The following is a 26,999-nucleotide window of genomic DNA, read 5'->3' on the forward strand; positions in this document are numbered from 1 at the left end:
GCCAACTCATGCTTTTCAACATCAACCCCCACCAACCAAACAAGGATCATCAACTATGAGCACAACCAATATTCTTAAGCACCTTGCCAATCTGGAAAAACATCTCGCAGAGGAACACCCGGATAATCCGGTTCTGACTAAGGCCGTCCACAGCTTCAGAAAACTGGACAGTGTTGCCCAGGCACTCGGATTGCTGGAACTGAACGAGTCATATGCCACCTATGTTACCTGGTGGCCTATGATTGCAGTGCTGGGTACTTTCTCATCAGGAAAATCCACTTTTATTAATTCCTACCTGGAGCTGCCATTGCAGCGTACCGGTAATCAGGCAGTCGATGACAAATTTACGGTGATCTGCTACAGCCGTCACGATGAAGTCAAGACGTTGCCGGGCGTGGCACTTGATGCTGATCCGCGTTTTCCTTTTTATCAGATCAGCCATAACATCGATGAAATCGCAGAGACCGGGCCACAGCGCATTGATGCCTATATTCAGCTCAAAACCTGTCCGTCGGAAAAAATTCGCGGCAAAATCCTGATCGATTCTCCCGGATTTGATGCGGACAACCAGCGTACTTCCACCCTGCGTCTGACTCAGCACATCATTGATCTGTCTGATCTGGTACTTGTTTTTTTCGATGCGCGTCACCCGGAACCCGGTGCCATGAAAGACACGCTTGAATACCTGGTGTCCGCCACGATCCATCGTCCGGATGCCAACAAGTTTTTGTATATACTCAATCAGATTGATGTAACTGCAAAAGAAGACAATCCCGAGGAAGTCATTTCCGCCTGGCAGCGTTCACTAGCGCAATCCGGATTGCTGGCTGGACGTTTCTATCGGATTTACGATAAGGATGCGGCTGTTCCTATCGACGATCCGCAAGTCCGGGAGCGTTTCGAGCAAAAGCGCGAAGAAGATCTGGCAGATATCAGTGCACGCATGCAGCAAATCGAAATCGAACGCTCTTACCGGATTGCCGCCATGCTTGAACAAACGGCCAATATCATTGAAACTCAGGTTGTCAGTAAACTTGAAGCTGCGCTTGATCGGTGGAGAAATCAGGTGTTCACGCTGGATGGCATCATACTTGGCTTGCTGGTAATATTGACAGGCGCAGCACTGACAGTAACCGAAAGCTGGCAGCTTGTTGAAGATTGCATCGCTGGTATTTCTGCCGGAGGTGTATTTCCGATTCTGTCTATTGTTGTTTTAGCGGGTGTCTTTAGCTATATCCACTTTGCTGTCCGCAAAAATGCTGCCCGCAGTGTCCTGAAGCAGCTTGCGGCTGAACACAGCCACGATCACACCAGCTCCAAACAGATCATTCGTGCTTTCAATAAAAGCACTGCGGGTTATCGTCCCATGTTCCTGAAAAAGCCAGCAGGCTGGAACACAACGAATCAACGTATCCTGGCCGAAGTTAAGGAAGATGCCAATGATTACATCCAGATGCTGAACGATCGGTTCACCGATCCATCCGGCCATCAGGAGCCAGAAAAGATTGAGCAACCGGCAGCAGAACAAGCGTAAATAAGACGCTTAGGAGACTCTGATCCAGTGCTCCATGAGCCGCGTACAGGAAAAATCATGATGATCGCAAGACGCAAGAAGCGCGACACAGCGAACGCATGATTTTTCCGCAATCCTTTGGAACACTGGTTTTGCGGATGAATTACGGTGTTGAGCCCTTTGTAAAGAGACCAACCATTCACTGCCTCACTCGTCTTGCATTCCATCCGTAAAACATAAGGTGCAAGGCGTCAGCTATCTGCACTCGCTGCACTGCCCGTACAGAATCAGGTCGTATTTCTCGACCACGAAGTCATGGGGAGCAAGGAGATTGTTTTTCTTGATGCGCTCATGAACGTCAAATACTCGATTGCAAGAGCTGCACTTAAAATGGTAATGATCATCCAGCTTGGCCATTTCATAGCGATCCGCTTCTCCGGGCAGCCTGACCGGTAGTATCCATTCTGCTGCTACCAGATCCTTCAACGTCCGGTAGACCGTTGCAACGCTAAGTGACGGCACATCGGCCCGACCCATTTCGTGTATCTCCTGTGTGGATAAGGGTCGGCCCGCTTCCGAAATGACGTTCAATATCGTGTTACGTTGTCGGGTATTTCGTTCCATATTCACCTCAATGGTATTGATGCCCCAACCTGCTCTGGCAAGGATCTATTCAGTTACAGTCCGTTCTTCCAATTTACATAGCTTGTCTTGTATTCGAATCTTGACTGCAATGCTATTGATATCTTATTATCAATAGCCGTTTGTTCTGCTTCACGGCTATGGCGTCTGCTCATTCGAGCAAGGGCAGAGGTCTCAGCGAAAGCCTATTTTATAATTGCAGAAGGGAAATGTATATGCACCTCAAGCTATTCCGTGCCGCCAGAGCAGTGAACCTCAGTCTGGTAGGCCTGATGATCACAGTCTCTCTAGATGTGTTAGCCTCATCGCGGCATGATGAAGGCATTGGCTTCTATATTGGTTACGATGCACTCACCACAATCAGCTCCGGTATCTATACCGGATTTCCTAACCCCAATGCAAACCGTCTCACCCTTCTGCTTGACCACGGCAATCATTTTCATGGAATTGGCACTTACAGCTATACTGGACTCCCCGACGCACCGGAGATATTACCGATCAGCACCAATAATCGCATTCCTGAAATCAGCTCCGGAGAATCACCTTTACTTCTCACCGCAGGTAACGATCTGTACACGGGAATGCTGCGCTCCAGTGTAGGCAGTTCCGAATATAGTTATCTTGGCATTGCGTCCATTCAATCCCTGGCAGGTCATGCGCCTGACAGTACTGAAGATATACTCTTCCACAGCAGCAGCGATCGCTGGTCAGGTACCCTCGATGGCGCACAGATTGGCCTCCGGCTGGTGAGCAATACACCAGGTTTGCATATCGGAACTGAAACGATCCTCGATCTCTACGAGAGTAGTGATGTCATCGCACTGGGGGCAGGCAACAGTTCTGAGTTCAAACCGGTGTACTGGGTTGATACAAACGCCGCAGCAGGCATCTATTCGGCTACGTTTGAATTGTTGAATAACAGCTCGAATTCATCCCTCCAGAGCTCCGGTCTGTTCAGCTTTGACTTTTCCGTAACAGCCGTTCCCGAACCCAAGACATACACGCTGTTTGCCGCCGGGTTGTGCCTGCTGGCCTGGATCAAACGCAGATTCACGCGCTACTGATCGATGAATATCCAGCACAAACAGCGCCTTAGACTCCAGTATTTCCACAACACATTATGACGATAGCAGATAAACGCCTGCCAGTAACGGTACTCTCCGGCTTTCTGGGTGCAGGTAAAACCACCTTGCTTAACCATATTCTGGCAAACCGCGCCGGGTTGCGCATCGCGGTCATTGTCAATGACATGAGCGAAGTCAACATCGATGCCTCACTGATCGAACGCAGTGCCAGGAATACAGGCACGGCCCTGTCGCGTACCGAGGAAAAGCTGGTACAGATGAGTAATGGCTGCATTTGCTGCACTCTGCGCGGCGATCTTCTTACAGCAGTGCATGAACTTGCATCGGAAGATCGCTTCGACTACCTCGTGATCGAATCAACCGGTATTGGTGAACCGATGCCGGTTGCGGCTACATTCGATTTCCGTGATGAACATGGTAGCTCGCTTAACGATATTTCCCGCATCGATACCATGGTCACGGTCGTAGATGCAGTCAATCTGCTGGATCATTTATCAAGTGAAGATCTGCTGGCACAGCACGGTGAAGTGGCAGGTGATGAAGATGATCGTACTCTCGCCAGTTTGCTGATCGAGCAGATCGAGTTCGCAGATGTAATCATCATCAGCAAAGTCGATTGCGTCAGTCAGACTAAACTTGATACCGTCATCGGCACTGTCAAGGCGCTGAATCCTGCAGCAGACATTGTTCATGCCGAGTATGGACAAGTCCCACTTGAAAAAATATTGAATACCGGCCGTTTCGATCTGGAACATGCCAGCACAATGGCGGGCTGGGCTCGGGAACTGGCGGGTGAGCACACCCCTGAAACCGAAGAATATGGCATTGACAGTTTCATTCTGCGCACACACGAGCCTCTCCACCCCCGGCGCCTCGCAACTTTCCTCGATATGCCGTTGACGGGTGTTTTGCGGGCTAAAGGTTATCTTTGGTTAGCCAGTCGCCCCGAATGGGCAATTTCTTATTCCCGTTCCGGCCCCACTGTTTCAGTAGAGCCGGTGGGGCAGTGGTGGGCGGCCGTACCCCAGGATCAGTGGCCTGCTCAAGGCAGTCAGGAGCGTACCTTGATCGAACAGAACTGGTACAAACCCTATGGAGATCGTATCAATGAGGTTGTTTTTATCGGACGCCATCGGGAATGGGACCGACTCGCGATCGAAGCAGCTTTTTCCGCCTGTAAGCTGACCCCGGTTGAAATTTCTCGAGGCCCGACTTACTGGCGCACTCTGCCTGATGATTTTCCCGAGTGGTCCGTGGCATCTCTGACGGAAGAGCTGGAATTGTCATGAGCGCGATCATCCCGGAAACGTTCGAAGAATGGCAATATTGCATTCAGCACGACTGCGGCATTGCCCTGACCTCTGAATTCATAACGGCCCGGCTGACGATACTGCGTAAATCACAGCATGAGGAAACACAGCGATTCGTACGACACTACGGCGAGGTGCATCGGCAACGAATCATCCATTGGTTCGAGCATGCGCTGAACGATACGCAGTCTGTCCGCACAACTTCATCCATATCATGAAAAACCAACCCGAGAAGATACCTGAAGATCTCGTGCCACCCGGCGAGTACATGTCACCCGCGCAACTGGCATTTTTCCGGCAGCGACTCGAACAGGAACGGAGTGCTCTGCTGGAAAATACCCGCAACACACTGGAGGAAATACGCGGCGTCAATACTGCACCGGACCCCAGTGATCGGGCAAGCATGGAAGAGAAACTTTCTCTCGAGCTGCGTGTGAGAAACCGTGAGCGCAAGCTGCTCGGCAAGATCGATGAAGCATTGCAACGTATCGAAAACGATAACTATGGCTGGTGTGTAGAGACGGGTGAGCCCATCGGTATTCCTCGCCTGCTGGCGAGACCCGTTGCTACTCTCTGCATCGAAGCACAGGAACGTCACGAGCTGATAGAACGCAACCATCGCTCCTGAACTCCTTTTCCATCAAAGAACGCTCTCTCCGACAATCGGTTATAAATGTCGTTATTTCCCGTTACTTTCACCCTTCAGCCATACAGCCGGGTAGCGCAACACCCCGCAGAACTGCTGCGGATCTTTGATGCTGGCACCCAGGTCGTTCGCTGGCAACGATGCGCAGATCTTGCTATTACCACCTACTTGCGGCAAGTCACGACAAAGGGCCTGTTGAGCAGCGGTTTCCGCACCTGCCTCAAGGCAAACCAGCAACTCGACCCGATTCACCTCCCGGATGGATCGGGCCGCAATACTCTTGCCGATGATATTCATCAACTTTCAATCCTCTATCACGATCTGCTGGGATGCTCTACGATAGGTCTGCGTCTGGAGGTATTGCACGGTGCCATGTGCCCGCGCTTTCACGTGGATCGTACCGGAATACGTATGGTCTGCACCTACCGGGGTCCAGGTACAGAATGGATCGATGATGACATACAAGCCGATCGCACCAAGCTCGGTTCCGGAGCCAATGGACTACCTGATACCGAATCAGGACTGTTTGCCACGGATGAAACATCAATAGAAGCTGCCTCCTGCTTCGATGTAGTGCTGCTCAAAGGTACACTGTGGCAGGGCAATGCTGGACAAGGAGCAATACACCGCTCCCCTGCTGTTATGCCTTCGGATAATCCTCGTATCCTGCTTGTGATAGATGCTCTTTGGGATACTGCATCCTGACCTTCCTGTTGTGGTATGTTCGCAAGTTTTCCGGAATCAGAGATGTTTCCTCAGGTGATTCCTTCCCATACTTTCAGGTGACTGGGTAAGTGTGGTTCGGACAATATCCGTACTTCATCTGATATATTATATCTGCGGCGGGATGGTGCCTCATTTCTAAAATGAATCTTATCAGTTTCATCTCGCGACTGTACTGCCTTCTCCTGGCAAAGAAGTAAGGAAATCATCTTCTGCAAGGGCACTAAGGGTAGAGAAATTGTCGAACAAGCTCAGACAAGCTGATCCGTTATCCAACTAATTTCCGGTAATTTTTAATCAGTCATGACACTTCTAACCCGTTTTTTTACCCTGTGTTGCCTTATTGTGGTCAGTTCGCTGTGTAGCGTCCCTGTATGGGCCGATGATCAAACATTCCATCACCGGATGGAGATCACGTTATCGCCCGATACTTCTGAAATCCAGGTAAAGGATCGCATCCAGATTCCAGGGAATGCACTCAATCAAACAGCGGTTACCCGCCTGGAATTCAGTTTGCATGCCGGTTTGTCGGTTACGGCGGATGAAGGAACGGATATTGTTACCCAGACAGCGGAAGTTGCTGCTGATCATGTTGGCCTGGTACCACTCAAACGGTACGTCGTCACATTATCTGCAGGACAGACATCTTTTTCGCTCACTTTCAGTGGACAGATTCACCATGCAGTGCGCGATCCCAGTCTGGAATATGCACGCAGCTTCAGTTACTCGCCCGGGTTAATTTCAAAGGAAGGGGTGTTTCTTGCCCGCTCCACCGCCTGGTATCCACGGTTTGATGCGGGCATGGTGTCTTTTCATTTGGATGTGCAACTGCCAGCCGATTGGGATGTTGTCAGTCAGGGCAGATTGATACAGGAACAGACTACAAAAACGATCCGATGTGTTATCTGGGAGGAAAACCATCCACAGGATGATATTTATCTGGTAGCTGGACGCTATCAGCGCTACCAGCAATCAGCCGGACCAGTGGAAGCTTATGTTTACCTGCGCAGCCCGGATGAAGGGCTGGCACAGAAATATCTGGATGCTACCGGGCAGTACATCGCCATGTATAGTGAGCTGATCGGACCTTATCCTTATGCGAAGTTTGCTCTGGTGGAAAATTTCTGGGAGACCGGTTATGGCATGCCTTCGTTTACCTTGCTGGGGCCAAGAGTCGTGCGTTTCCCTTTTATTCTGCATACTTCCTATCCTCATGAAATTCTGCATAATTATTGGGGTAATGGTGTTTTTGTCGATTACAGCAAGGGTAATTGGTCAGAAGGGTTGACAGCTTACCTGGCCGATCATCTTGTCAGTGAGCAGGATGGTAAGGGAGAAGAATATCGCCGCGATGTACTGCAAAAATATACTGATTTTGTGAATAGAGAGAAGGATTTCCCGATTGCCCGGTTTACATCCCGTCACAGTCCCAGTACGGAGGCAATCGGCTATGGCAAAACCATGATGATGTTTCATATGTTGCGGCAGGAGCTGGGTGATCAGGATTTTGTTCGGGTGCTGCGTGCTTTCTACCAGCAATATCAATTCAAGGAAGCCGCTTTTGAAGATTTGCTGGCGACTTTCAATACTCAGACCGGCCGGGATTTTTCCTTGTTTTTTCAGCAATGGGTATACCAGACTGGCGCACCTGATCTATTACTGGAAAGCGCACAGGCCGAACCTCAGGATCAGGGTTATCGGCTCAGGATTGTTATCAGACAGACTCAGCCGGGTACGCCTTATCAATTGAGCGTGCCGATTGCAGTTCATCTGGAAGGAGAGGCGGCCGCTCGGCAGAAGCAGATCAGAATTGGTCAGGCAGATAACATCATCGAAATGGACTTTCCGGCACGCCCGGTGCGCATTGATATTGATCCTCAGTTCGATGTATTTCGGCGTCTGGACAGTCGTGAAATTCCTTCTGCCTTGTCACAAGGATTGGGTGCGGAAAATCCTTTGTTGATATTACCTGCTGATGCCAGCAGGGAGAACTTGCAGGCCTATCAGGCACTGGCTGCCAACTGGCAGAAAACGCAAACCGGTTTACTGGAGATTGTCCGGGATGATCAGCTGGAAGCGCTGCCCGCTGATCGTACGATCTGGATTCTGGGTTGGCAGAACAAATTCAGCAATCAGGTAACCAATACTTTGGCGGAGCATGGTGTTGCCAGAAAGGAGGGTAAGTTGCAACTGGGCGGGCAAACCTGGCAACAGGACAAACATGCCATTGTGTTGACAGCCCGCCAGCCCGCTAATCCAGATTTGACTCTGCTGTGGGTAGCTGCCGATCAACCCGCAGCAATTGCGGAACTGGCCAGAAAATTGCCGCATTACCGCAAATACAGCTATCTGGTATTTGAGGGAAACGAGCTGAATAATGTCTATAAGGGTCAGTGGCCGATTACCCGCTCACCGCTGACACGACTGATCATGCAGAAGGACGATATCTCGTTTGCTTCCAGCCATGTTGGCACACTGGCGCCGCGTCCGGCATTGGCGGAGCTGCCACTTCTTTTTTAGGGAATCTCGGAGAAGCGTTAGCAAGACAGTCAGTTCAAAGTGAAAATTCTATAATGCCAAAGTGGGAGAGAATACGATGATCAGCAAATCAGGAAGAATAGTGGGAATCGGGATAGTGCTATCAGGATTGTCTGCCTGTGCGAGCTATCAGCCCGTTTTGTATCCAAATGCTCACTATCAATCTGTCGGGAGAACAATCGCAGACCGGGATATTAGAGAATGCAGACAACTGGCTGAATCATCCGGGGCAAGAGAAGGAAGTGGAAGCGCTGAAAATACAGCAAGGAGAACAGCCATTGGAGCGGGTGCCGGTGCAGCCAGTGGTGCCGTGGGTGGAGCCATTGCCGGTTCTGCCGGGCGTGGCGCTATGGTTGGTGCTGCCAGTGGTGCCAGCTGGGGATTATTATCAAGTATGCTTGGTTCCGGCACTTCACGGCCTGCAGCAGCTTATACGAATTTTGTAAACCGCTGTTTGCGTGAAAAAGGCTACGAGGTGACTGGCTGGCAGTAAGTTCAGATGAATCGTCAATTTTCATTTCATTGACAAGAAGTGTCATTTTGATCGTTTCAGAAATTCCTGTTCCTCCGATGTGGAGATGCGGCCCAAAATTGTGTTTCTGTGCGGGTAGCGGCCAAAATGATCAACGATGGCTTTGTGCCGTAACTCATGCCCGTAGCTTCTCGCAGAAGCAAAATCCTTGTGGAGTACTTCTGCCGTGATATGTATCTGCCTTGATTCGCTGTGCATGTAAGGAAGCAGCAGGAAACCTCGTTGTTTCTGATTCAATGACTGCAATGCTCCGGATACGACCGCTTCCTGAGCGAGCACCAGCGCCATGGAATCCTGCGCAAATGCCTGAGATGTATTGCGATATATATTACGGGAAAATTGGTCCAGTACAATGATTTCAGCAAGACGGCCTTCTGCAGTAGCTCGCCATGAAAACAGTTCTGCAGCGGCAGCCTGTTGGATCAAAGCGGAAAAACGTTGACGGATAAGTTCATCGAAATGGGTGTTGGCTGAAAACCAGAGTCTTTCCTCGCTTTCGTGAAACCAGAATGAGAGAACTTCCGTGTACGTTATTGTTTTCATATTGTTATGGAAATACTGAACAAATAGTGTTCTTTAATAAATTTTTTTACAGTTTCCACTCAATATTTCCAATTGAGTGGAAATCTGATTATTTTTGAATAATTTTATCCTGCTTCTTGCTGTTTTTCGGGGGGCTCCCATTTTAAAATCGGGCAGTTGACGGTACTGACCAAGACGCATGGCAATCACCCACTCAATAGCCTTATCCGTATCTTAGGGCTTTTTTCTACGTCCTGATAGCCGGAATCTGAAGGTGGCATGAAGCTATTCCCGGTTGTACCAGTCGAAGCCAGCGTTTGGTGCAGTTGCTGACCATCGTCAAAGGCATGCAGGTGACACACCAGTACTTTACCGCTTTCCAGAACCACTCCAAAATGACATGGAGGGAAGATTCAGAGCGATCTACCAATTCCAGAAGCGTTCGGGGTGCCCAATAGAGGATATCTGCAGTGCTTCAACCTGCAATGGAGACGAACACGTACACACTCCGCCTGGCCCTCCATCAATAGAAAATGCGTTCCCTGCTCAACTCAGAAGTCGATCGTAGCCGACACCAGCACAGTGCGCGGCGTGCCGACTGATAAAGTGCCGAAAGAAGCCACGCCCGCCCAGTAATTACGATCGAAAGCATTAAGCAGATTGGCGCGGATACTGGTGGATTTTCCAAGCACCTTAGTGCTGTAGCGAGCACCAAAATCAAATGTCGTCCAGGAAGGCACGCTCTGCGTATTGGTCTGGTTGATATATCGCTTGCCGGTGTGGACAAGATTACCGGTCAAGGTGAACCCTGGCAGCCACGGCATGTCCCACTCGGCACCCATATTGGCTTGCAATACTGGTACCCCGACTGGCTTATTGCCTCGCGTGGCAGCGCTACTGGTTTTTGTCAACTCGCCATCTATCAATGTTACGCCACCCAACAGCCGGATACCTGATACGGGTTCACCGAACATGGCGAGTTCTACACCTTGATTGCGCTGCTCGCCACTAAGGGAAAAGACATTGTCAGTGAGCAGAGGACTGGGCCGCTTGATCTGGAAGAAGCTCAGCGTGGTGATCAGACGGCCGTAATCAACCTTGACACCGGCCTCAAGTTGTTCAGTTTTGTAGGGTGCGAGAGCGTGGCCGGCATTGATTGCGATCTGAGGAGCAATATCACCCTTGCTAAGCCCTTCCATGCGGTTGGCGTAGATCGAGATGTTTTTCCAGGGCCGGACGACCAAACCCACCAGTGGCTTGATCGCTCCCTTGTCGTAGGTGGACGTGACGGCGCCTGTTGAGCTGAAATTGTCCGATCTGATTTGTTGGAAGCGTACACCCAGGGTGAGCAATACACGCTCGTCAGCTATGGATACGATATCGGTTAATGCGCCTCCGTAGAATTCGGTCTCCGAGACTTTCATCAGGTCAGGCGTGGCCAGAGCTTGGTCGGGACGGTCAATCGGGGAATACATGTTCGACAACACCGCCGTGCCAGTGGTGGAGCCTCGCTCCAGACGATCGCGATAACCGGTACCTTGAAGCGTCACGTTGTGGTGAATAGGGCCGGTATTGAATCGGGCGCGCAATCCGCCATCTGCGCTGGAGCGACCGACACCAAACCTGAAAAACATCGGTACTGACCTGGTATCGCCGGCGACATTCCGGATCGTTGGCGTCTGATCCGATAGCCGATCCACCCAGGCGTGAGTACCACCGACACTGGCGAACAATGTCAGCGCGTCGGACAGATCGTATTCGCCTTTAAGCAGGAGTCCCGCATCCTTGATTTTCGACCAGCCCCAAGGTTGAGTGACGTTGCGCCGGCCATTGGGTGCCGACGGCATCGCAACACCGGCAGTCACCAGGAATGGGCGTGACGGGGCCTTGAACCATTCATACTGGCCGAAGGTATCAAGTGTTGCCCGAAACCGCTCGCCCTGATAGTCGAGCGCCACGGAAGCGATATCCGCCTGGCGGAACTGATTGTCCAGGAGCGTATCGCCCTGATGATGACTGCCGTTAAGCCGGATACCGAACTGGCGATCCGCACCGAAGCGCCGGGCGATATCGAGGTGTCCGCCTCCCTGCGTGCCTGATAAATAGTTGCCCGTGAGCCGGGTCAGGTCGGCCGAGGCACGCTTCGGAACAATATTGATGACGCCGCCAACTCCGCTGTTCGGGGATATCCCATACAGCAGTGCAGCAGGCCCCTTGAGCACCTCGATGCGCTCAGCGTATTCCGTGAATACGCGATAATTGGGGGCCACGCCATACTGCCCGTCGAAGGCGGACTCCCCTACGTTGCCTTCGCCGATTGGAAAGCCACGAATATAGAAAGAATCGACGACACCACCCCTCTGACCGGTAGAACGGACTGAGGGATCTCGGGTCAAGAGGTCAGCCGCCGTGATGGCGTGCTGGTTCTGTATCATCTGCGAGGTATAGCTGCTGATGCTGAAAGGAGCCTTCATGAGATCCATATTGCCGAGCACGCCGAGCCGTCCGCCGCGCGCAACTTGTCCGCCGGCATAGGATTGTGGAAGCTCATCAGGCCGTTCTGCGCTGATTTTCATCTCAGGAAGTGTCGTGACATCGCCGGCGGCACCTTCTTGTTTTTCCTTTAGCGCAGTTTGCGCATGAACAGGATTGAATTCCACAGTCAGCAGGCCTGCGAAGATCATACACATGGCAAAATTTGGCGATTTGGGGAACATGCTCGCGCAGACGCGCGAGGAGGGGGAAATAAAATCCATTTTGCGCAACACAGTGTTTTCCTTTTTCTTGTTTTCTTAATATGCACTGGCTGGCAAATGCTGGCTGACACGGTTCTATAGGGTTACTGCCTAAAGATCAGCACATTGTAATCGAGAATTATTCTCGTGTAAAAATTAAAATACGAGAGTGAAAACAACAGCGTATGCTGAATCTCCAATCCTCATTAGAGCCACTGGTACACTGGGAGAAATGGTAATAATTTTATGTTGACTGCTATCGAAAACCTTGTCGATTTATGATCTGGTATCCGGAAAAATGGCGACGACGCTGGATTCTCGGACGTGAATCGATTCCGGAATCTATCTGGCGGTCCGTAGTGGATCAACTGCCTTTTCTGCGTGGATTGACCCGGGATGAATTCAGGCTGTTGCGGGAATGGAGCACCATTTTTTTGTATAACAAGAAAATAAATGGTGTGCAGGGGCTGGTCGTGACAGAGGCAATGCGTGCGATGATTGCGGTACAGGCTTGTCTGCTGATTCTGAAACTGGATCCGGAATATTATGATAATTGGGTAGAGGTGATCGTTTATCCCGGTAAATTTGTGCTTGATCATACTTATACTGATGAAACCGGCGTCGTTCATACCAGACGAGTGGTGGCCTCGGGTGAATCCTGGCAGGCCGGACCAGTCATCCTGTCGTGGGAAGATGTGGTAGATATTCGCTGCGAATCCGGATACAACGTGGTGATACACGAATTTGCGCATAAGCTGGATATGCTGAATGGTTCTGCCGATGGGTATCCGCCACTGCACGGCGATATGGATCGGCGGATATGGGCAGCTGTTTTCAGTCGGGCGTATGAAATTTTCTGCAGGCAGGTGGAGCAGGGTGAAGTCACTGCGATGAATCCCTATGCGGCAGAAGATCCTGCGGAATTCTTTGCTGTATCCAGTGAAGTCTTTTTCACCAGACCGTGTCTGATCAAACAGCATTTTCCCGATATGTACCAGCAACTGGCCCGGTTTTATTGTCAGGATCCGGCGGCAAGATGGATTGCTGGAGCTTAAGTTTCTGTCAGCGGAGTTCCCGGTAGATTTTTTCTGCCAGTGACCGGCTGATGCCTTCGGTCTGTTGTAATTCCTCGATGCTGGCGGTTTTTACGCCTTTGAGGCCGCCGAAGCGCGTAAGCAAACTCTGGCGGCGTTTTGCACCAATGCCAGCAATCTGTTCAAGAGAAGAGGTTTTGCGGGTTTTGGCGCGTTTTGCCCGATGTCCCTGGATGGCAAAGCGATGTGCTTCATCGCGGATTTGCTGGATGAGGTGCAGAGCAGGGTGGTCGTCCGGCAGATGCAGTGCTTCTTCCTGCCAGGGGAGAATCAACTGCTCCAGACCAGGTTTGCGTGTTTCTCCTTTAGCTACGCCTACCAGCGGAATATCATTGAGCCCCAGTTCGATCATGACTTCACGGGCAACTCTGATTTGTCCCTTGCCGCCATCGATCAGAATCAGATCAGGCAACTTTCCTTCCTCCATGGCAATTTTTGCATAGCGCCGCTGTAGTACGTCACGCATCGCGACATAGTCATCCCCAGGTGTGATATCGGTAATATTGTAGCGGCGATATTCACCATTGCGCATGGCAAAGCGGTCATATACTACGCAGGAGGCAATCGTGGCTTCTCCCATGGTGTGGCTGATGTCGAAACATTCAATACGCCCCAGACCGGGCAGATTCAATGCTTCCTGCAAAGCTTGCAATCTGTCCTCCTGATTGGCCTGTTGAATCAGTTTCTGCTGCAGTGCCAGTTGTGCATTTTCGGCTGCCATGTCCAGCCATTTGCGCCGTTCTCCGATCGGGTGGATCGTCAGGGTGACTTTGTGCCCGGCCTGATCGGATAACAGTTTTTGCAGCAGTGTAACGCGAATTTTCTGGCCGAGAATGATCAGGGGAGGAACGCTACGGCCCAAATAATGCTGCGTGACGAATGCCTCTAGCACTGTGCTGATATTCTCTTCATGAGCGTTCTGTGGAAAGAAGGTTTTGTCACCCAGGTGACGGCCACTGCGGATCATGACCAGATTGACGGCAGCGGCGCGGCTGTCCGTTTCAATTGCACAGGCGATCACATCCGCATCCAGCGCCTTGCCGCTGTCGACAAACTGTTTTTCCTGAATTTTGCGCAACGCCTGCATCTGATCGCGTAACTGTGCAGCCTGTTCATAATCCTGCTGATCGGATGCGGCGAACATTTTCTGTTCGATTGTTTTCAGTACTTCATCCTGCTTGCCTTGCAGAAATAGAGCCGCACTGTTTACATCCTGCTGATACGCTTCTGGCGAGATCAGCCCGACACAGGGTCCGCTGCAGCGTTTGATCTGATACAGCAGGCACGGTCGTGTGCGGTGATTGAATACCGAGTTTTCACAGGTACGCAGGCGAAACACTTTCTGCAGTAACTGGATACTGGATTTGACGACCCCTGCATTCGGGAACGGGCCGAAATACTGATGGCGGTCATCCAATGCACCACGATAAAACGCGAGCCGGGAAAAAGTATGCCGGGTCAGCAGCAGATACGGATAGGATTTATCGTCCCGGAACAGGATGTTGTAGCGTGGCGCAAGGCTCTTGATCAGATTGTTTTCCAGCAGCAGTGCTTCTGCTTCGGAACGGGTGACTGTAGTTTCGATCCCCGCAATCTGCGATACCATCAGCAGAATGCGAGGCGACAGATTGGATTTCTGGAAGTAAGACGCGACCCTTTTTTTCAGATCGATCGCTTTCCCCACATAAATCACGTCGCCTGCTGCATTCAGCATGCGATACACACCTGGCTGGGCGGGCAGGGTCAGAACAAATGCTTTTCCGTCAAATGCGGATTCTGACAAGACAGCCTGACTCCATTATTTATTCTCACCAAGTAATTTGCCGCCAATCGCCCAGCTTTCATGCGGCAGCTCGTCAAACGCAATATAAACGTAGGATTTAGGTTTATGCGCGATACGTTCAAGCGCATCAGTGATTTCAGTGGCGAGCTGCTGTTTCTGTTCGCGGGTTAATGTGCCGGCCAGACGGATATTGACGTAAGGCATTTTTGATTCTCCTGTGCAAGAAATTTCAGCGTTGTTTACAGATCATTGGAACGGATGATGAGTATTTCATAAGGCATGACGTTGTTCAAATCCATGTGTGCAGCAAGGGTTGATGTGCCTTCCCTTCATTGTGGCGAACAATTATTGTGTCGCTTTTACCTGGAGCGGTGCTTGTCAGCCTGAATTTCATAAAACTTTCACATAAAATCAATAATATAGGATGCCTTTGGATAAGTCAGTCCGATATCTTCAAGAGGTGTATCAATCAGATTCACTTTGTGATATAAACAATAACTAAATGTCATAACTAGAAGAATTCCATCAGCATGGTAAAAGACTACTTTCAGAGTTTTATCAGTATCATCAACAATTCACTGTCAAAAAAGGAGGTTGCAAATATGAACTTGAAGTCTGGAATCAGGTATGGCACTGTCGTGGCCGGAATCGTCCTGGGTTTGTCAACGAGCTCTGCTTATGCGGGTGTAGCTGGTTCGATGGTACTGGACATAACCGGTGGTTGTTTTTCCTATGGCGCTACTGGCGCGACAGGCTGCGGAATAAGCGATGCCTTAAAAGCTGACGGAGTAAAAGAATACGCCACCGGATCATTTCAATTTGGTAATACCCTCTCCGGAATCAGTAATCCGTTAGCCTATACCTATCTGGCCTCAGTTTCTCTGCATGCAGAGGTTCCTGGTGGCCCAGCCATTTCATTTGATGACACACGATCAAAATCGTTTGCCTCGCTGGGCGATCTGCAATCTGACCCGTTATGGAATACAGCGTTTGAATTTGTTACCGCTGTAATGGCCCAGCAAAACGGTTCTTTTTCAGCAGTATTGCCACCACCAGCAGGAACACCGGCTGAAGTATTTTGGAGTTACACACTGACCGATCTTACGCCTGGCCCCGGATCTACACCGGCCAGTGCTACAGGCGAATTCATGGCCTGGTCTACAGATGATCTGAATGGATTTTCACTTGCATCACTGGGCCGGTCGCTTCCAGCCAATCCTGTCAATTTCTCACTTAACGTAGCACTCAGTGCGGTACCAGAGCCAGCAACAATCGCGCTGATTGGTCTGGGAATTTTAGGAATGGGCACAATACAAAGACGCAAAATCTCCGCAGCTTTGCCTGCCTGAACTACATGAAAACCGGATACTCCAGTTAAGAGAAAATGGTCTTAACAATTGGAGTATCCGGATCTATTGAATCACATCATGATCGATCCCGCCAAAGTAATCCAGCGATAAGACTGAATGCCAGAAATATCAGGAGTGACCAGTCAGGCATTGTCATCGATAGAAATTGCCAGGTACTATCGGTACAGTCGCCATTGGCTTCAAACATATCCGGCCACCATCGGGCGAGAGGTAGTTCGTTCAGAAAAGCTTCTTCCGGACTGATGCCGCATTCAAATGCTTCAGGAAAACGTATTAACCAGGCCTGTCGTCCGGCAACAATAGCACCCGCTAGTGAAAACAGGATGATCAGCACGCAGTAGATGCGTCTTCCTAACTGTTGTGGATTATGAATAAACGCGAATAACGCACTCATACCCACCAGCCAGTAGGCCATACGCTGGAAGATGCACAACGGACAGGGCAGCAATCCATCGACCAGTTGCAGATAAAACGCATAGCTCACCAGTCCGGCACAGGCAAAGACAATCAGCAGAAAAGTTATTCTCATGGTTTTATTGTTTAAGTATTTCAGGCTGGTTTGTGTTTGATTCGTTTGACGGCTTTTCTCTGCGCATACTGCCGGCAATCAGTTTGTATTCGAGCAGGCGGCATTCCAGCGCGCCGTTGAACAGCGGAATTCGGCGCGAAGGCGTAAGTCGGATGGATTTTGCCAATAGCGGATCGGCAGTCAGCAGAAAAGCGCGCCAGCCACTGAAGCGCTGTTTCAGAACATTTCCCAGGCGGGGATAAAATTCGGCGAGTGCCTGCTGATCTCCAATGCGTACGCCATACGGAGGATTGCTGACCAGTATACCGGTTTCAGCCGGGGCAGAAATTTCCAGGATATTTGCCTGTTTCAGCGTGATACATTCAGCCAGTCCCGCTGCAATAAGATTGTTGCGGGTATGCGCCAGTGCGCTGCCATACAGATCACTGCCGAAAATAGATTGGAATGTGCGCTCATGCTGGCGTTCGGTTGCTGTCTGTTTGAGTTTTTTCCAGGAACCAGCATCGAACAGTTTCAGCTGCTCGAACGCGAATTTCCGCCCGCAGCCAGGGGCAATCCGACAGGCGATTTGAGCAGCTTCCAGCAATAGTGTGCCACTACCGCACATTGGATCAAGCAGGGGGGTGCCGGGCTGCCAGCCGGTCAATGCCAGGATGCCGGCGGCCAGGTTTTCGCGCAAAGGCGCTTCGCCCTGAGTTTGGCGCAGACCACGTTTGAAGAGCGCTTCGCCGGAAGTATCGAGGTAGAGCGTAAACTTATGTGCGTCAAGAAAACCGTGGATGCGCATATCCGGTGTAGCGGTGTCAATATTAGGCCGCCTGCCGTGAATTTCCCGGAATTTGTCGCATATGGCATCCTTGATACGGAGTGTCACAAAATCGAGACTGCGCAGCGGACATTTGATTGCAGCCAGATTTACTTTTATCGATAGATGCGGTTCGAACCAGTTTTGCCAGGGTAGGGAATGAGTAAGGTCATAGATATCGGCTTCACTGCGGTATTGAGCTTTGGCGATCTGCCACAGAATACGGCTGGCAATGCGACTTTCAAGGTTGACACGGTAACAAGTCTGCCAGTCCCCATGGAAAGCCACGCCGCCAGGTGAAATCTGAATAGATGTTGCATCCAGACGTTCAAGTTCTGCCGCCAGGACGGTTTCCAGCCCGCGCGGACAGGGAGCAAAGAAATGTTCTGTCATTTCATGCGGATTTGTTTTTCCAGACAGCCCAGGCAAACAGCAGCCATCCGGCCATATAGGAGGTTCCCCCCAGTGGAGCTACCATTCCCAATCCTCGCCATCCGGTCAGACTGACGACATAGAGCGTGCCGGAGAACAGCACGATACCGATCATCATCAGTATCCCGGAGAATTTCAACGCACGTGCTTGTGGAAGTCGATCCATTGCCAATCCAACCAGTATCAGCCCGATGGCGTGGTAGAAGTGATATTGCACACCGACCTGGAAGCTAGCGAGTATATCGGGTGCCAACATGGATTTCAGACCATGTGACCCCAAGGCACCCAATACGACACATAGAAACGCGTTTACTGCGCCCAGCGCAAGAAAGATTCTGGACATCGTTGGTTGAACTCCCGGTAAAGTGAAGCATGATAAGAATGAAGATGAAAAAGCCGCTCGAATTATTTGTTTGTTTTGATGATGTTTGCTTGGGCTGATCCTTTGGCAAAGATTATTTGCACATTATCGCCCGCATGGATCTGCTGACTGTCTTGCAAAATGTTACCCCGGGCAGTATAGGTGATACTGTAACCACGTGCCAGCACTGCTTTCGGGCTAAGGTGAGCCAGGTGCTGTTGTTGCTGAAACAGTCTGAATTGCAGATTTTCCAGCCGGTGTGCCATCGCGCGCCGCAATCGTGCGGCCAGTTCTTGCTGGTACCTGATACCGGCCTGGATATCGGGTTTTGCAGAGTGCATGCGCCGCCCGGTTTCTTCGATCCGCCATGTGCGGATTTCAAACTGCCGGTTCCAGGTATTTTGCAGGCGGTCGCGTAGTTGCAATAAATGCATTTGCTGATGGCGGATGCGTTCACCGGGATGAATCAGCCGATGAGCAAGCAGATCAATGGTTTGCATGCGGCGTTCGATATGGCGTTCTACCCTCTGCTGCAGGCGCTGCTGCCAGTATTGCAGGCGATGTAGAATTTCCTGCCTGTCGGGTGCAGCCAGTTGGGCAGCACCTGTAGGGGTGGGTGCGCGAACATCGGCTGCAAAATCAGCAATGGTAAAGTCGGTTTCATGGCCAATTCCGGTTACAATCGGGATTGGGCTGGATGTAATGGCTCGTGCCACGATTTCTTCATTGAATGCCCATAAATCCTCGATCGATCCGCCCCCCCGACACAAGATCAGAACATCGCATTCATTTCGCTGCGTGGCGGTTTGTAGTGCGGCCGTAATTGCTGCGGCAGCTTCTTTACCTTGTACCGGTGCAGGATAGATCACGACGGGAATGGAAGGTAAACGCAGCCGCAAGGTTGCGAGCACATCCCGTAATGCTGCGGTGTTGAGAGAGGTGATGATCCCGATTTGTCGCGGAAAGCGCGGCAGCAGCTGTTTGTGCTCGGGGCTGAACAACCCTTCCTGCTGGAGTCTGGCTTTGAGTCGTTCGAATGCCTCGAACAGTACCCCCAGCCCGGCCTGGCGTAACTGTTCGACGGTCAGTTGAAATTCTCCACGCGCTTCGTACAGTGTAACCAGTGCCTGGGCTTCAACCTGCATCCCGTCCTGTGGTATCCAGTTCAGATACAGATTTTTATGGCGGAACATGACACAGCGTACCTGTGCACTGTCATCCTTGAGTGAAAAATACCAGTGCCCGGATGGATAGCGTTTCAAATTGGAGATTTCTCCACTTACCCATAACAGAGGAAAAGTCTGTTCAAGTATTATGCGGGTATTACGGTTTAATTCGCTGACACGCCATAGTATTTTCTTGAGCTCGGGAAAAAAATCGTTATCAGTCATGCCGGTTTATAATCATCCACAATGACATCTGGTATTACACGATGAATAAAGAAGTCGGGATGATAACAATGATTTAAAATAAACTTTTGTTTTTAAAAAATTTATTCGGCCTAACAATTAGGCAGTTCAAAAAATTCCATGCCCACAATGATACTTATCCAACTTGTCCATGATTTATTCACACAGTTATCCACAGGAATTGTGTATAACCTTTTCTGACGCTGGTTGAGCAAAGCGGGTGGGTGTTGCAAAATATAATATTGTAACTTCATTAAAATCAAGGGGATCAGTTCGTGTTTTCAATCATTCAGGCAGCGGGATGGCCAATATGGCCGATCATACTGGCTTCCGTCCTGGCAGTGGGTATTATCGGTGAACGTTTGTGGAGTCTGCGCCGCTCAAAAGTCTCTCCGCGGGATCTGTTGCCAAGAGTGCTGCAGGAATATCGGCGTTCCGGCGTGCATGCCGATACGCTGACTCGTCTGCAGGAACATTCGCCACTCGGACAGGTTTTAGCGGCAGGGTTGAAAAATATCGACAGCCCGCGTGAGACCATGAAGGAATCAATCGAGGAAGCCGGGCGCGTGGCTGCCCATGAACTGGAACGTTATCTCACCACATTAGGGACGATTGCCTCACTCAGTCCGTTGATGGGGCTGTTCGGCACTTTGATTGGTATGATCGAGATTTTTGGATCAGGCACTCCGACCGGTGGTAATCCGGTACAACTTGCTCATGGAATTTCAGTTGCTCTGTATAATGCCGCGTTCGGTATTCTGGTGGCTATTCCCAGCATCGTTTTTTACCGGTATTTCCGCGCCAAGGTGGATGAGCTGGTGCTGGAAATGGAGCTGCAGGCGCTTAAACTGGTTGAAGTGGTACACGGTGAGCGGCGTATCTGATCATATTTGAATTCCTGCGGGTTTAATGTCCCGCTACTTGTGGCAGGAAATACTGTGTTTGTTATCCGGATAATGACGGGGAGAGGTCATTTCAGGAATTTTTTTGGCTGAATCTGTATCAGCTGACCGGGGCTGCTCCCTGGTGACCGGTGGTGGTGGGTTTATTGGTACCCATCTTGTACGGTTGCTGCTGGAGCGAGGAGAGCGGGTAAGAGTGCTTGAGCTGGATGATGTGCCGGTATCTGATGATGCTGAGATCATTCGTGGTTCGGTTGCAGATGGAGCAATGGTACGCCGGGCAGTGAAAGGTGTCCGCAGGGTTTATCATCTGGCCGCCTATACTAATTTATGGGCGCCCGACAAACGGATATTCCGGCAGGTTAATTACGAAAGCACATGTGCTGTGTTGCATGAGGCGATGCGTGCGGAGGTTGAGGTGGTAGTGCATACCTCGACAGAAGCTATATTGACCGGGGAGGGTGATCCGGACGAATCAGACCGCACATCGCTTCTATCCCGAAAAAAGAAAATTTTCGGGCCATACTGTCAAACCAAGTTGATGGCAGAGCAGGCTGCACTGGAAGCTTCCCGGGAAGGTTTATCAGTGGTTGTTGTTTCACCGACGTCACCGGTGGGTCCGGGAGATCGGCATATTACGCCACCTACACGCATGATCGTGGATCTTCTGAACCGAAAAATTCCTGCTTATCTCGATTGTCGTTTGAATCTGGTGGATGTCCGGGATGTGGCGGAGGGCCATATTCTGGCTGCTCAGCGTGGACGCTCCGGAGAACGTTATCTGCTTGGTCATGAAAATATGATGCTGAGCCGGTTATTGCTCATGCTAGAGGAAATTACTGGTGTGGTAATGCCGAAATATAAAATTCCGTACTGGCTGGCTCTGGTGGTGGGGGCATTGCAGGAGTTCGTGGCTGATCATGTAACACACAAGGCTCCTATGGCGCCACTGACGGGGGTGCGCCTGGCCGGGCGAAAAAATAACTTTAACAGTGATAAGGCCGTGCATGAACTTGGTTTCAAGCAGACTCCGATCCGGCAGGCGCTGATTGATGAAGTGATCTGGCTGATCAAGACGGGACAGGTGAATCTGCCTGCTCATTTATTCAGGAAACATTTTGAATCTACAGACAAAAAATAGCATTGATCTGATCAGTAACAGTGATCGGCATGCATCTGCATGCTTCTGTTGCTTGCGTAGTCTTCTTCTGTGTCTGGTGTTTATCTGTACGGGATGCAGCTCGATTCCCAAAGAAAACTATCAGGGGGGAGTCTATGATCCGCATGAAACGTTTAATCGCAAATCCTACCGTTTTACCGATGTAATCGACCGCAAGTTGCTCGAACCGATCGCTGATGTGTACATAAAATATGTTCCGGAAGCAATACAGCTTCCCGTCAGTAATTTTTATCGCAACCTTGCCTATCCTAGCGTAGTGTTGAACAGTTTTCTGCAGGGAAAGGTGCGTCAGGGGCTTTCGGATACGATGCGTTTTGTGATTAATACCACGATTGGTGTCGGGGGACTTGCCGATATGGCCGGACACATGGGGTTCCAGGAGCACAACGAGGATTTCGGACAGACACTGGCAGTATGGGGGGTGGACAGCGGATCCTATCTGTTTATTCCTGTCTATGGCCCGAGTACCTCCCGCGATATAGCGGATCTGCCGGTCAGTTTATTTACGAATGGATTGTATTATCTGGCTTATGTACTGAGCGGCCCGGTGATTATCCCGCTGGCTATCTTGAGTATCGTTGACAAAAGAGCCGGTCTCTCAGGACCGATGAAAATACGAGACGAATCTGCACTGGATCCTTATCTGTTCGTGCGTGAGGGATATATGCAGCAACGCGAGTACCTGATTCACGATGGTAATCTGCCTGCCAGCCATTATGATGATCTGCTGATCGATGATCCTGGTCTGATGCCGGATCCTGAAAAGGCAGATTCAACACTATGAATGTTGTAGTTTTATCGTACAATTTCTTGGATTATGAGGCTATCGTTTGTGATTAATAGCTGTACAAAATTGTTTCAGGTTGATTGTATCGCGCAAGGCACTGTCATCCTCAACTAGGAGAATTGAATCATTGTCAGAACTTTTTAAGGAGTGTTTTGCTATGTTACACACTCTTATAAAATAGGGATTTTACGTTTTATGTCCATTTTACAGACACCTCCTGGATCTTTCTTGCAAAAATCTTCATTGCCAGATCACCCGGCTGTTGGTGAAATTAACAAAGAGAGCGAGATTTCTGCTGTTGTACTGGATGATGCCATTACCCGTGCTCGTACAGCCTTATTGGCACAACAGAGGGAGGATGGTCACTGGTGTTTTCCGCTGGAAGCGGATTGCACAATTCCAGCTGAATATATCCTGATGATGCACTTCATGGATGAAGTGGATCCTGCATTGGAACACAGAATTGCAAATTTCTTGCGCAGCCGGCAGGTAACCGACGGACATGGTGGCTGGTCGCTGTACTATGGTGGTGATTTTGACATGAGCTGCAGTGTCAAGGCTTACTATGCATTAAAACTGGCCGGGGATTCACCAGAAATAGCGCACATGATTCGGGCCCGTAATGCCATACTGGAACGGGGAGGGGCAGCACGTTCGAATGTGTTTACTCGACTGTTACTGGCTATGTATCGTCAGCTTCCGTGGCGTGGCGTGCCGTTTGTTCCGGCTGAAATCATGTTATTACCGCGCTGGTTTCCTTTTCATCTACGTAAAGTGGCGTACTGGTCACGCACGGTGATGGTGCCGCTGTCCATTCTGTGCACGCTGAAAGCCAAGGCAGTCAATCCACGTGATGTTCATGTGCGCGAACTGTTCACTGTTGATCCGGAAAAGGAAAAAAATTATTTTCCGGTACGCACATCATTTAACCGTCTGTTGTTGTATCTGGAACGGCTGGGCTCAAAGCTGGAGCCTCTAATTCCGTCATTCATCCGTCGCAGAGCCTTGAAAAAGGCCGAGCAGTGGACCATCGAACGGCTCAACGGGAAAGATGGTCTGGGGGCAATTTTCCCGGCGATGGTCAATGCCTATGAGGCACTGACGTTGCTGGGCTACAACCATGATCATCCATTGCTTCAGCAATGCCGCCTGGCTTTGCACGAACTGCTGATAAATGAAGGAGAAGATGTCACCTGGTGCCAGCCCTGTGTATCTCCCGTGTGGGATACCGTGCTGGCTGCACTGGCACTGCAGGAGGATAAACAGGCTGACAGCACTCCGATCCGCCGTGCCCTTGACTGGATCGTGCCTCTGCAGGCACTTGATCAACCGGGTGACTGGCGTAATAACCGGCCTGATCTGCCGGGAGGAGGGTGGGCATTCCAGTACGCCAATCCGCATTATCCGGACCTGGATGATACGGCTGTTGCAGCATGGGCGTTATATCAGGCGGATAAAGGAGATTACCGCACCAGTATTACCCGGGCGGCAGACTGGCTGGCGGGTATGCAATCAAGTAATGGTGGTTTTGCCGCATTTGACATAGACAATGTGCACTATTACCTGAATGAAATTCCATTTGCGGATCATGGCGCATTGCTCGATCCGCCTTCAAGCGATGTAACAGCGCGCTGTATCGGCCTGCTTGCGCTGAATGGCGAGGCGAGACACCAGGAAGCCGTGCAGCGTGGACTGGCGTTTTTGTTCAGGGAACAGGAGTCATCCGGTGCCTGGTTCGGGCGCTGGGGTACCAATTACGTTTATGGTACCTGGTCCGTGCTGGAGGCATTGAGGTTAGCGCGGGTGGGCCATGACCATCCGGCGGTAAAACGTGCGGTGCAATGGCTGAAGTCGGTGCAGCGTGCCGATGGAGGGTGGGGAGAAACCAATGATTCATATCTTGATCCCGGGCTGGCTGGACAACTGGAAACCAGTACTTCTTTCCAGACCGCATGGGCGGTACTTGGACTGATGGCGGCAGGTGAGGCGAGGAGCGTGGCGGTGAAGAACGGGATCGACTATCTGATCCGCTCCCGGAGCGCTACCGGGTTATGGGAAGAACCGTGGTTTACCGCCCCCGGTTTTCCAAAGGTTTTCTACCTGAAATATCATGGTTATTCCAGCTATTTCCCATTGTGGGCGCTGAACCGGTATCGTGCAATGAATAGTGGATCTGCCACTGCATGAGTCGTACCGGGATTGTAATCGCGATGCGATCGGAAGCTGCCTGTATTACTTCACAGCGTAACCTGCCTTTCGACGAGGCGATACCGCTTGATGATCATCTGGTAGTCAGGGTGTGCGGCATGGGTCCGATTGCTGCGCGTCGTGCAGCAATCGGCTTATACGATCAGGAAAACGTAGCGGGATTGATCAGCTTTGGCATTGCCGGTGCGCTGGATGATGCATTGCAGCCGGGTGATCTGGTGTTGCCGGAAGCTGTGCAGACAAAACAAAGCTATCCAACAGACAGTGCATGGCGGACACGGATAGAGCGCAGTCTCCCTGCTCATCTCAATGTGATTCGCCGTCCAGTGGCTGCCAGTGATGAGCTGGTGTCTACCGCAGATCAAAAATATGCACTGGCGGCTCGGAGTGGTGCCTGTGCTGTTGATATGGAAAGTGGTGCGATTGCCGCTGTTGCTGCTGAAACAGGGATTCCGTTTGTTGTGATTCGAGTGATTTCAGACCCGGTACAATTTTCTCCCCCAGCAGCACTCATGGATGTATTACACCCGGATGGGCGTGTCAAGCCAATTGCGTTGCTGGCCTGTCTGTTGAATGGCTCACTCAAATTGGGCGAGTTGTTAAGATTTGGGTCGGATGCACAGATCGCGCTTAAAACACTGAAACAGGTTATTCAGGCAACTCGACATGAGCTGAGCTGACAAGAAGAATCCGGCACCTTCTCGCCTGCAATACGGTCACGGAGAGTTTAATCAGCGATTCCTTAGAGCAGACGCCGCAAATCTCCCCTCATAAAGCCATAAGCAGCAGTGTCACCGTCGATATTTTTGCTCAAGACTATGATTTTGAACAACTCTCCCATTTCAGCTGGGCTGATCAGGCGCTGTACCTGGCTGACTTGTGGCAGGTAATCGTCAGGCTGATCGGCAGGTGTGCGTGCCAGTAAATCGGTGATGCCGCAGTTGATCAGAAAATGGGTTTGTGTGGTGTAACCAGTTAGTTGTAGCCCGGAATCTAATGCAGTCTGGGCAATGGCGCTGAAATCGACGTGGCTGGTGATGTCCTGCAATCCAGGCAGAAAAAACGGATCATCGTGGGCATGATGCCGATAGTGGCACATGAGTGTCCCTTGATGGCGTTGTGGATGATAGTACTCGCTCTGCCCAAAGCCGTAATCAATCAGCAGAATAGTACCTCGCTGAAGCAGTGTGGCAAGCGAGCGGATGAAATGCCGGTTAGCGAGGCTGATCTCGCTGAGATAGGGAAGAGGGGAGGGTCGATCGGTTGGAGGAAGTTGCCAGGCAGTATCAAATAGCTCACCTTCTGCCAGGATTCGATCTTGCCAGGCGAGCCCCTGATCCTCCCAGAGCACTCCCCGTTCTGCAATGCTGCCGTTCTGCCAGACAGCGAGGTGGACAGGCATGGCATCGAGCACTTCATTGGCAAGTATCAACCCTTCGAACTGTTCTGGCAGGGCGGATAGCCAGCTTACTCGTGATGCCAGATGCGGGATGCGCTGCTCGATGGTTGTCCGCTGCCGTTGCTGCAGATCGGCGCTGAGATCGAGGATGTAGTAATGCTGTGGCAGGCAGTCCAGCTGCGCCAGTGTGTGTAGCAGATCAACAGCCAGCTTACCGGATCCGGCACCCAGTTCCAGAATTGAACCTTGTTTGATCGGTTTCAAAATGTGTGCCGCGTACTGCGCCAGCGTTTCGCCAAATAAAGGGGAAATTTCCGGTGCAGTGACAAAATCCCCTGCTGCTCCGAATTTGGCTGCTCCACCGCTGTAATAGCCCAATCGGGGGGTGTATAGAACCGTTTCCATATAATCCGCAAACGAGATCCATCCGCCGGAACGCGTGATTCGTTCATGGAGTATTGTTTTTAAAGCATCACTGTATTTTTGTTCGGATG

General features: G+C 50.8%; 25 protein-coding genes. 15 read left to right on the plus strand and 10 right to left on the minus strand.

What is annotated here, in order from left to right:
- Window positions 1–55: 55 nt before the first annotated feature.
- Complete coding sequence (locus tag ABO04_RS05565) at window positions 56–1,534, plus strand: dynamin family protein (protein WP_160809702.1); 1,479 nt, start codon at window positions 56–58, stop codon at window positions 1,532–1,534.
- Window positions 1,535–1,768: 234 nt separating this feature from the next.
- Here ABO04_RS05565 and ABO04_RS05570 read toward each other — a convergent pair whose 3' ends face one another.
- Complete coding sequence (locus tag ABO04_RS05570) at window positions 1,769–2,137, minus strand: transcriptional repressor (protein WP_160809703.1); 369 nt, start codon at window positions 2,135–2,137, stop codon at window positions 1,769–1,771.
- 233 nt (window positions 2,138–2,370) lie between these two features.
- Here ABO04_RS05570 and ABO04_RS05575 point away from each other — a divergent pair, with 233 nt between their 5' ends.
- The 7 genes from ABO04_RS05575 to ABO04_RS05605 all read left to right on the plus strand — a co-directional run bounded on the left by ABO04_RS05575 (window position 2,371) and on the right by ABO04_RS05605 (window position 8,950).
- Window positions 2,371–3,219, plus strand: a complete 849-nt coding sequence (locus ABO04_RS05575) for an all3515 family Zur-repressed PEP-CTERM protein (RefSeq protein WP_160809704.1) — start codon at window positions 2,371–2,373, stop codon at window positions 3,217–3,219.
- A gap of 56 nt (window positions 3,220–3,275) precedes the next feature.
- Complete coding sequence (locus ABO04_RS05580; RefSeq protein WP_160809705.1) at window positions 3,276–4,529, plus strand: GTP-binding protein; 1,254 nt, start codon at window positions 3,276–3,278, stop codon at window positions 4,527–4,529.
- Complete coding sequence (locus ABO04_RS05585) at window positions 4,526–4,768, plus strand: hypothetical protein (RefSeq protein ID WP_164504276.1); 243 nt, start codon at window positions 4,526–4,528, stop codon at window positions 4,766–4,768. The genes ABO04_RS05580 and ABO04_RS05585 overlap by 4 nt, the downstream gene beginning before the upstream one ends.
- The gene (gene dksA / locus ABO04_RS05590; RefSeq protein WP_160809706.1) at window positions 4,765–5,178 is read left to right on the plus strand and encodes an RNA polymerase-binding protein DksA; all 414 of its coding nucleotides are present in this window, start codon (window positions 4,765–4,767) and stop codon (window positions 5,176–5,178) included. The genes ABO04_RS05585 and dksA overlap by 4 nt, the downstream gene beginning before the upstream one ends.
- A 45-nt stretch (window positions 5,179–5,223) precedes the next feature.
- Complete coding sequence (locus tag ABO04_RS05595) at window positions 5,224–5,901, plus strand: DUF1826 domain-containing protein (protein ID WP_160809707.1); 678 nt, start codon at window positions 5,224–5,226, stop codon at window positions 5,899–5,901.
- 321 nt (window positions 5,902–6,222) lie between these two features.
- A complete protein-coding gene (locus tag ABO04_RS05600; protein WP_240141435.1) occupies window positions 6,223–8,439 on the plus strand; it encodes a M1 family aminopeptidase in 2,217 nt (738 codons plus the stop codon).
- Between the two features lie 76 nt (window positions 8,440–8,515).
- Entirely contained in the window at window positions 8,516–8,950 is a 435-nt protein-coding gene (locus tag ABO04_RS05605) for a glycine zipper family protein (RefSeq protein WP_160809708.1), read from the plus strand.
- Between the two features lie 42 nt (window positions 8,951–8,992).
- Here the strand turns inward: ABO04_RS05605 and ABO04_RS05610 are convergent, their stop codons facing one another.
- Window positions 8,993–9,532, minus strand: a complete 540-nt coding sequence (locus tag ABO04_RS05610) for a DUF924 family protein (protein WP_160809709.1) — start codon at window positions 9,530–9,532, stop codon at window positions 8,993–8,995.
- Window positions 9,533–10,062: 530 nt separating this feature from the next.
- Window positions 10,063–12,267, minus strand: a complete 2,205-nt coding sequence (locus ABO04_RS05615; protein WP_160809839.1) for a TonB-dependent receptor — start codon at window positions 12,265–12,267, stop codon at window positions 10,063–10,065.
- 257 nt (window positions 12,268–12,524) lie between these two features.
- Between ABO04_RS05615 and ABO04_RS05620 the strand changes: the two genes are divergently transcribed.
- A complete protein-coding gene (locus ABO04_RS05620; protein WP_160809710.1) occupies window positions 12,525–13,301 on the plus strand; it encodes a M90 family metallopeptidase in 777 nt (258 codons plus the stop codon).
- Window positions 13,302–13,308: 7 nt separating this feature from the next.
- On the opposite strand, the gene uvrC is transcribed toward ABO04_RS05620, so the two are convergent.
- The gene (gene uvrC / locus ABO04_RS05625) at window positions 13,309–15,123 is read right to left on the minus strand and encodes an excinuclease ABC subunit UvrC (RefSeq protein ID WP_160809711.1); all 1,815 of its coding nucleotides are present in this window, start codon (window positions 15,121–15,123) and stop codon (window positions 13,309–13,311) included.
- Window positions 15,124–15,138: 15 nt separating this feature from the next.
- Complete coding sequence (locus ABO04_RS05630; RefSeq protein WP_160809712.1) at window positions 15,139–15,327, minus strand: 4-oxalocrotonate tautomerase family protein; 189 nt, start codon at window positions 15,325–15,327, stop codon at window positions 15,139–15,141.
- Between the two features lie 398 nt (window positions 15,328–15,725).
- On the opposite strand from ABO04_RS05630, the gene ABO04_RS05635 reads away from it, so the two are divergent.
- Entirely contained in the window at window positions 15,726–16,472 is a 747-nt protein-coding gene (locus ABO04_RS05635) for a PEP-CTERM sorting domain-containing protein (protein ID WP_160809713.1), read from the plus strand.
- 76 nt (window positions 16,473–16,548) lie between these two features.
- Here the strand turns inward: ABO04_RS05635 and ABO04_RS05640 are convergent, their stop codons facing one another.
- From ABO04_RS05640 to xseA, 4 genes are all read right to left on the minus strand, one after another.
- On the minus strand, window positions 16,549–17,022 hold the full coding sequence (locus ABO04_RS05640) for a disulfide bond formation protein B (RefSeq protein WP_160809714.1): 474 nt from the start codon (window positions 17,020–17,022) through the stop codon (window positions 16,549–16,551).
- A 4-nt stretch (window positions 17,023–17,026) separates the two neighbouring features.
- Window positions 17,027–18,220: a THUMP domain-containing protein gene (locus ABO04_RS05645; RefSeq protein WP_160809715.1), complete on the minus strand. Its 1,194-nt coding sequence runs from the start codon at window positions 18,218–18,220 to the stop codon at window positions 17,027–17,029.
- A 1-nt stretch (window position 18,221) separates the two neighbouring features.
- On the minus strand, window positions 18,222–18,602 hold the full coding sequence (locus ABO04_RS05650) for a DUF423 domain-containing protein (RefSeq protein WP_160809716.1): 381 nt from the start codon (window positions 18,600–18,602) through the stop codon (window positions 18,222–18,224).
- Window positions 18,603–18,664: 62 nt separating this feature from the next.
- Window positions 18,665–20,011 (minus strand): exodeoxyribonuclease VII large subunit, encoded by a 1,347-nt coding sequence (gene xseA, locus ABO04_RS05655; protein ID WP_160809717.1) that lies wholly within the window; start codon window positions 20,009–20,011, stop codon window positions 18,665–18,667.
- 293 nt (window positions 20,012–20,304) lie between these two features.
- On the opposite strand from xseA, the gene ABO04_RS05660 reads away from it, so the two are divergent.
- The 5 genes from ABO04_RS05660 to ABO04_RS05680 all read left to right on the plus strand — a co-directional run bounded on the left by ABO04_RS05660 (window position 20,305) and on the right by ABO04_RS05680 (window position 25,786).
- Window positions 20,305–20,913 carry a MotA/TolQ/ExbB proton channel family protein gene (locus ABO04_RS05660; protein WP_160809718.1) on the plus strand — a complete coding sequence of 203 codons (609 nt, stop codon included), beginning with the start codon at window positions 20,305–20,307 and terminating at the stop codon, window positions 20,911–20,913.
- Window positions 20,914–21,016: 103 nt separating this feature from the next.
- Complete coding sequence (hpnA, locus tag ABO04_RS05665; RefSeq protein WP_160809719.1) at window positions 21,017–22,072, plus strand: hopanoid-associated sugar epimerase; 1,056 nt, start codon at window positions 21,017–21,019, stop codon at window positions 22,070–22,072.
- Window positions 22,073–22,124: 52 nt separating this feature from the next.
- Window positions 22,125–22,895, plus strand: a complete 771-nt coding sequence (locus tag ABO04_RS05670; protein ID WP_160809720.1) for a VacJ family lipoprotein — start codon at window positions 22,125–22,127, stop codon at window positions 22,893–22,895.
- A 198-nt stretch (window positions 22,896–23,093) separates the two neighbouring features.
- A complete protein-coding gene (shc, locus tag ABO04_RS05675) occupies window positions 23,094–25,085 on the plus strand; it encodes a squalene--hopene cyclase (protein ID WP_160809721.1) in 1,992 nt (663 codons plus the stop codon).
- Window positions 25,082–25,786: a purine phosphorylase gene (locus tag ABO04_RS05680; protein ID WP_160809722.1), complete on the plus strand. Its 705-nt coding sequence runs from the start codon at window positions 25,082–25,084 to the stop codon at window positions 25,784–25,786. The genes shc and ABO04_RS05680 overlap by 4 nt, the downstream gene beginning before the upstream one ends.
- A 62-nt stretch (window positions 25,787–25,848) precedes the next feature.
- On the opposite strand, the gene ABO04_RS05685 is transcribed toward ABO04_RS05680, so the two are convergent.
- A complete protein-coding gene (locus ABO04_RS05685) occupies window positions 25,849–26,910 on the minus strand; it encodes an SAM-dependent methyltransferase (protein ID WP_345852999.1) in 1,062 nt (353 codons plus the stop codon).
- Window positions 26,911–26,999: the final 89 nt, after the last annotated feature.

This window comes from Nitrosomonas sp. HPC101, from assembly GCF_009833125.1.
Lineage (GTDB): Bacteria > Pseudomonadota > Gammaproteobacteria > Burkholderiales > Nitrosomonadaceae > Nitrosomonas.

Coding starts and splice junctions, on each gene's coding strand:
- xseA (WP_160809717.1), bottom strand. CDS start 20,011: ATGACTGATAACGATTTTTTTCCCGAGCTCAAGAAAATACTATGGCGT.
- ABO04_RS05640 (WP_160809714.1), bottom strand. CDS start 17,022: ATGAGAATAACTTTTCTGCTGATTGTCTTTGCCTGTGCCGGACTGGTG.
- ABO04_RS05565 (WP_160809702.1), top strand. CDS start 56: ATGAGCACAACCAATATTCTTAAGCACCTTGCCAATCTGGAAAAACAT.
- ABO04_RS05575 (WP_160809704.1), top strand. CDS start 2,371: ATGCACCTCAAGCTATTCCGTGCCGCCAGAGCAGTGAACCTCAGTCTG.
- ABO04_RS05615 (WP_160809839.1), bottom strand. CDS start 12,267: ATGGATTTTATTTCCCCCTCCTCGCGCGTCTGCGCGAGCATGTTCCCC.
- ABO04_RS05645 (WP_160809715.1), bottom strand. CDS start 18,220: ATGACAGAACATTTCTTTGCTCCCTGTCCGCGCGGGCTGGAAACCGTC.
- ABO04_RS05620 (WP_160809710.1), top strand. CDS start 12,525: ATGATCTGGTATCCGGAAAAATGGCGACGACGCTGGATTCTCGGACGT.
- ABO04_RS05605 (WP_160809708.1), top strand. CDS start 8,516: ATGATCAGCAAATCAGGAAGAATAGTGGGAATCGGGATAGTGCTATCA.
- shc (WP_160809721.1), top strand. CDS start 23,094: ATGTCCATTTTACAGACACCTCCTGGATCTTTCTTGCAAAAATCTTCA.
- ABO04_RS05600 (WP_240141435.1), top strand. CDS start 6,223: ATGACACTTCTAACCCGTTTTTTTACCCTGTGTTGCCTTATTGTGGTC.
- ABO04_RS05680 (WP_160809722.1), top strand. CDS start 25,082: ATGAGTCGTACCGGGATTGTAATCGCGATGCGATCGGAAGCTGCCTGT.
- ABO04_RS05630 (WP_160809712.1), bottom strand. CDS start 15,327: ATGCCTTACGTCAATATCCGTCTGGCCGGCACATTAACCCGCGAACAG.
- ABO04_RS05585 (WP_164504276.1), top strand. CDS start 4,526: ATGAGCGCGATCATCCCGGAAACGTTCGAAGAATGGCAATATTGCATT.
- dksA (WP_160809706.1), top strand. CDS start 4,765: ATGAAAAACCAACCCGAGAAGATACCTGAAGATCTCGTGCCACCCGGC.
- ABO04_RS05635 (WP_160809713.1), top strand. CDS start 15,726: ATGAACTTGAAGTCTGGAATCAGGTATGGCACTGTCGTGGCCGGAATC.
- ABO04_RS05570 (WP_160809703.1), bottom strand. CDS start 2,137: ATGGAACGAAATACCCGACAACGTAACACGATATTGAACGTCATTTCG.
- ABO04_RS05595 (WP_160809707.1), top strand. CDS start 5,224: ATGTCGTTATTTCCCGTTACTTTCACCCTTCAGCCATACAGCCGGGTA.
- ABO04_RS05610 (WP_160809709.1), bottom strand. CDS start 9,532: ATGAAAACAATAACGTACACGGAAGTTCTCTCATTCTGGTTTCACGAA.
- ABO04_RS05580 (WP_160809705.1), top strand. CDS start 3,276: ATGACGATAGCAGATAAACGCCTGCCAGTAACGGTACTCTCCGGCTTT.
- ABO04_RS05650 (WP_160809716.1), bottom strand. CDS start 18,602: ATGTCCAGAATCTTTCTTGCGCTGGGCGCAGTAAACGCGTTTCTATGT.
- ABO04_RS05685 (WP_345852999.1), bottom strand. CDS start 26,910: ATGGAAACGGTTCTATACACCCCCCGATTGGGCTATTACAGCGGTGGA.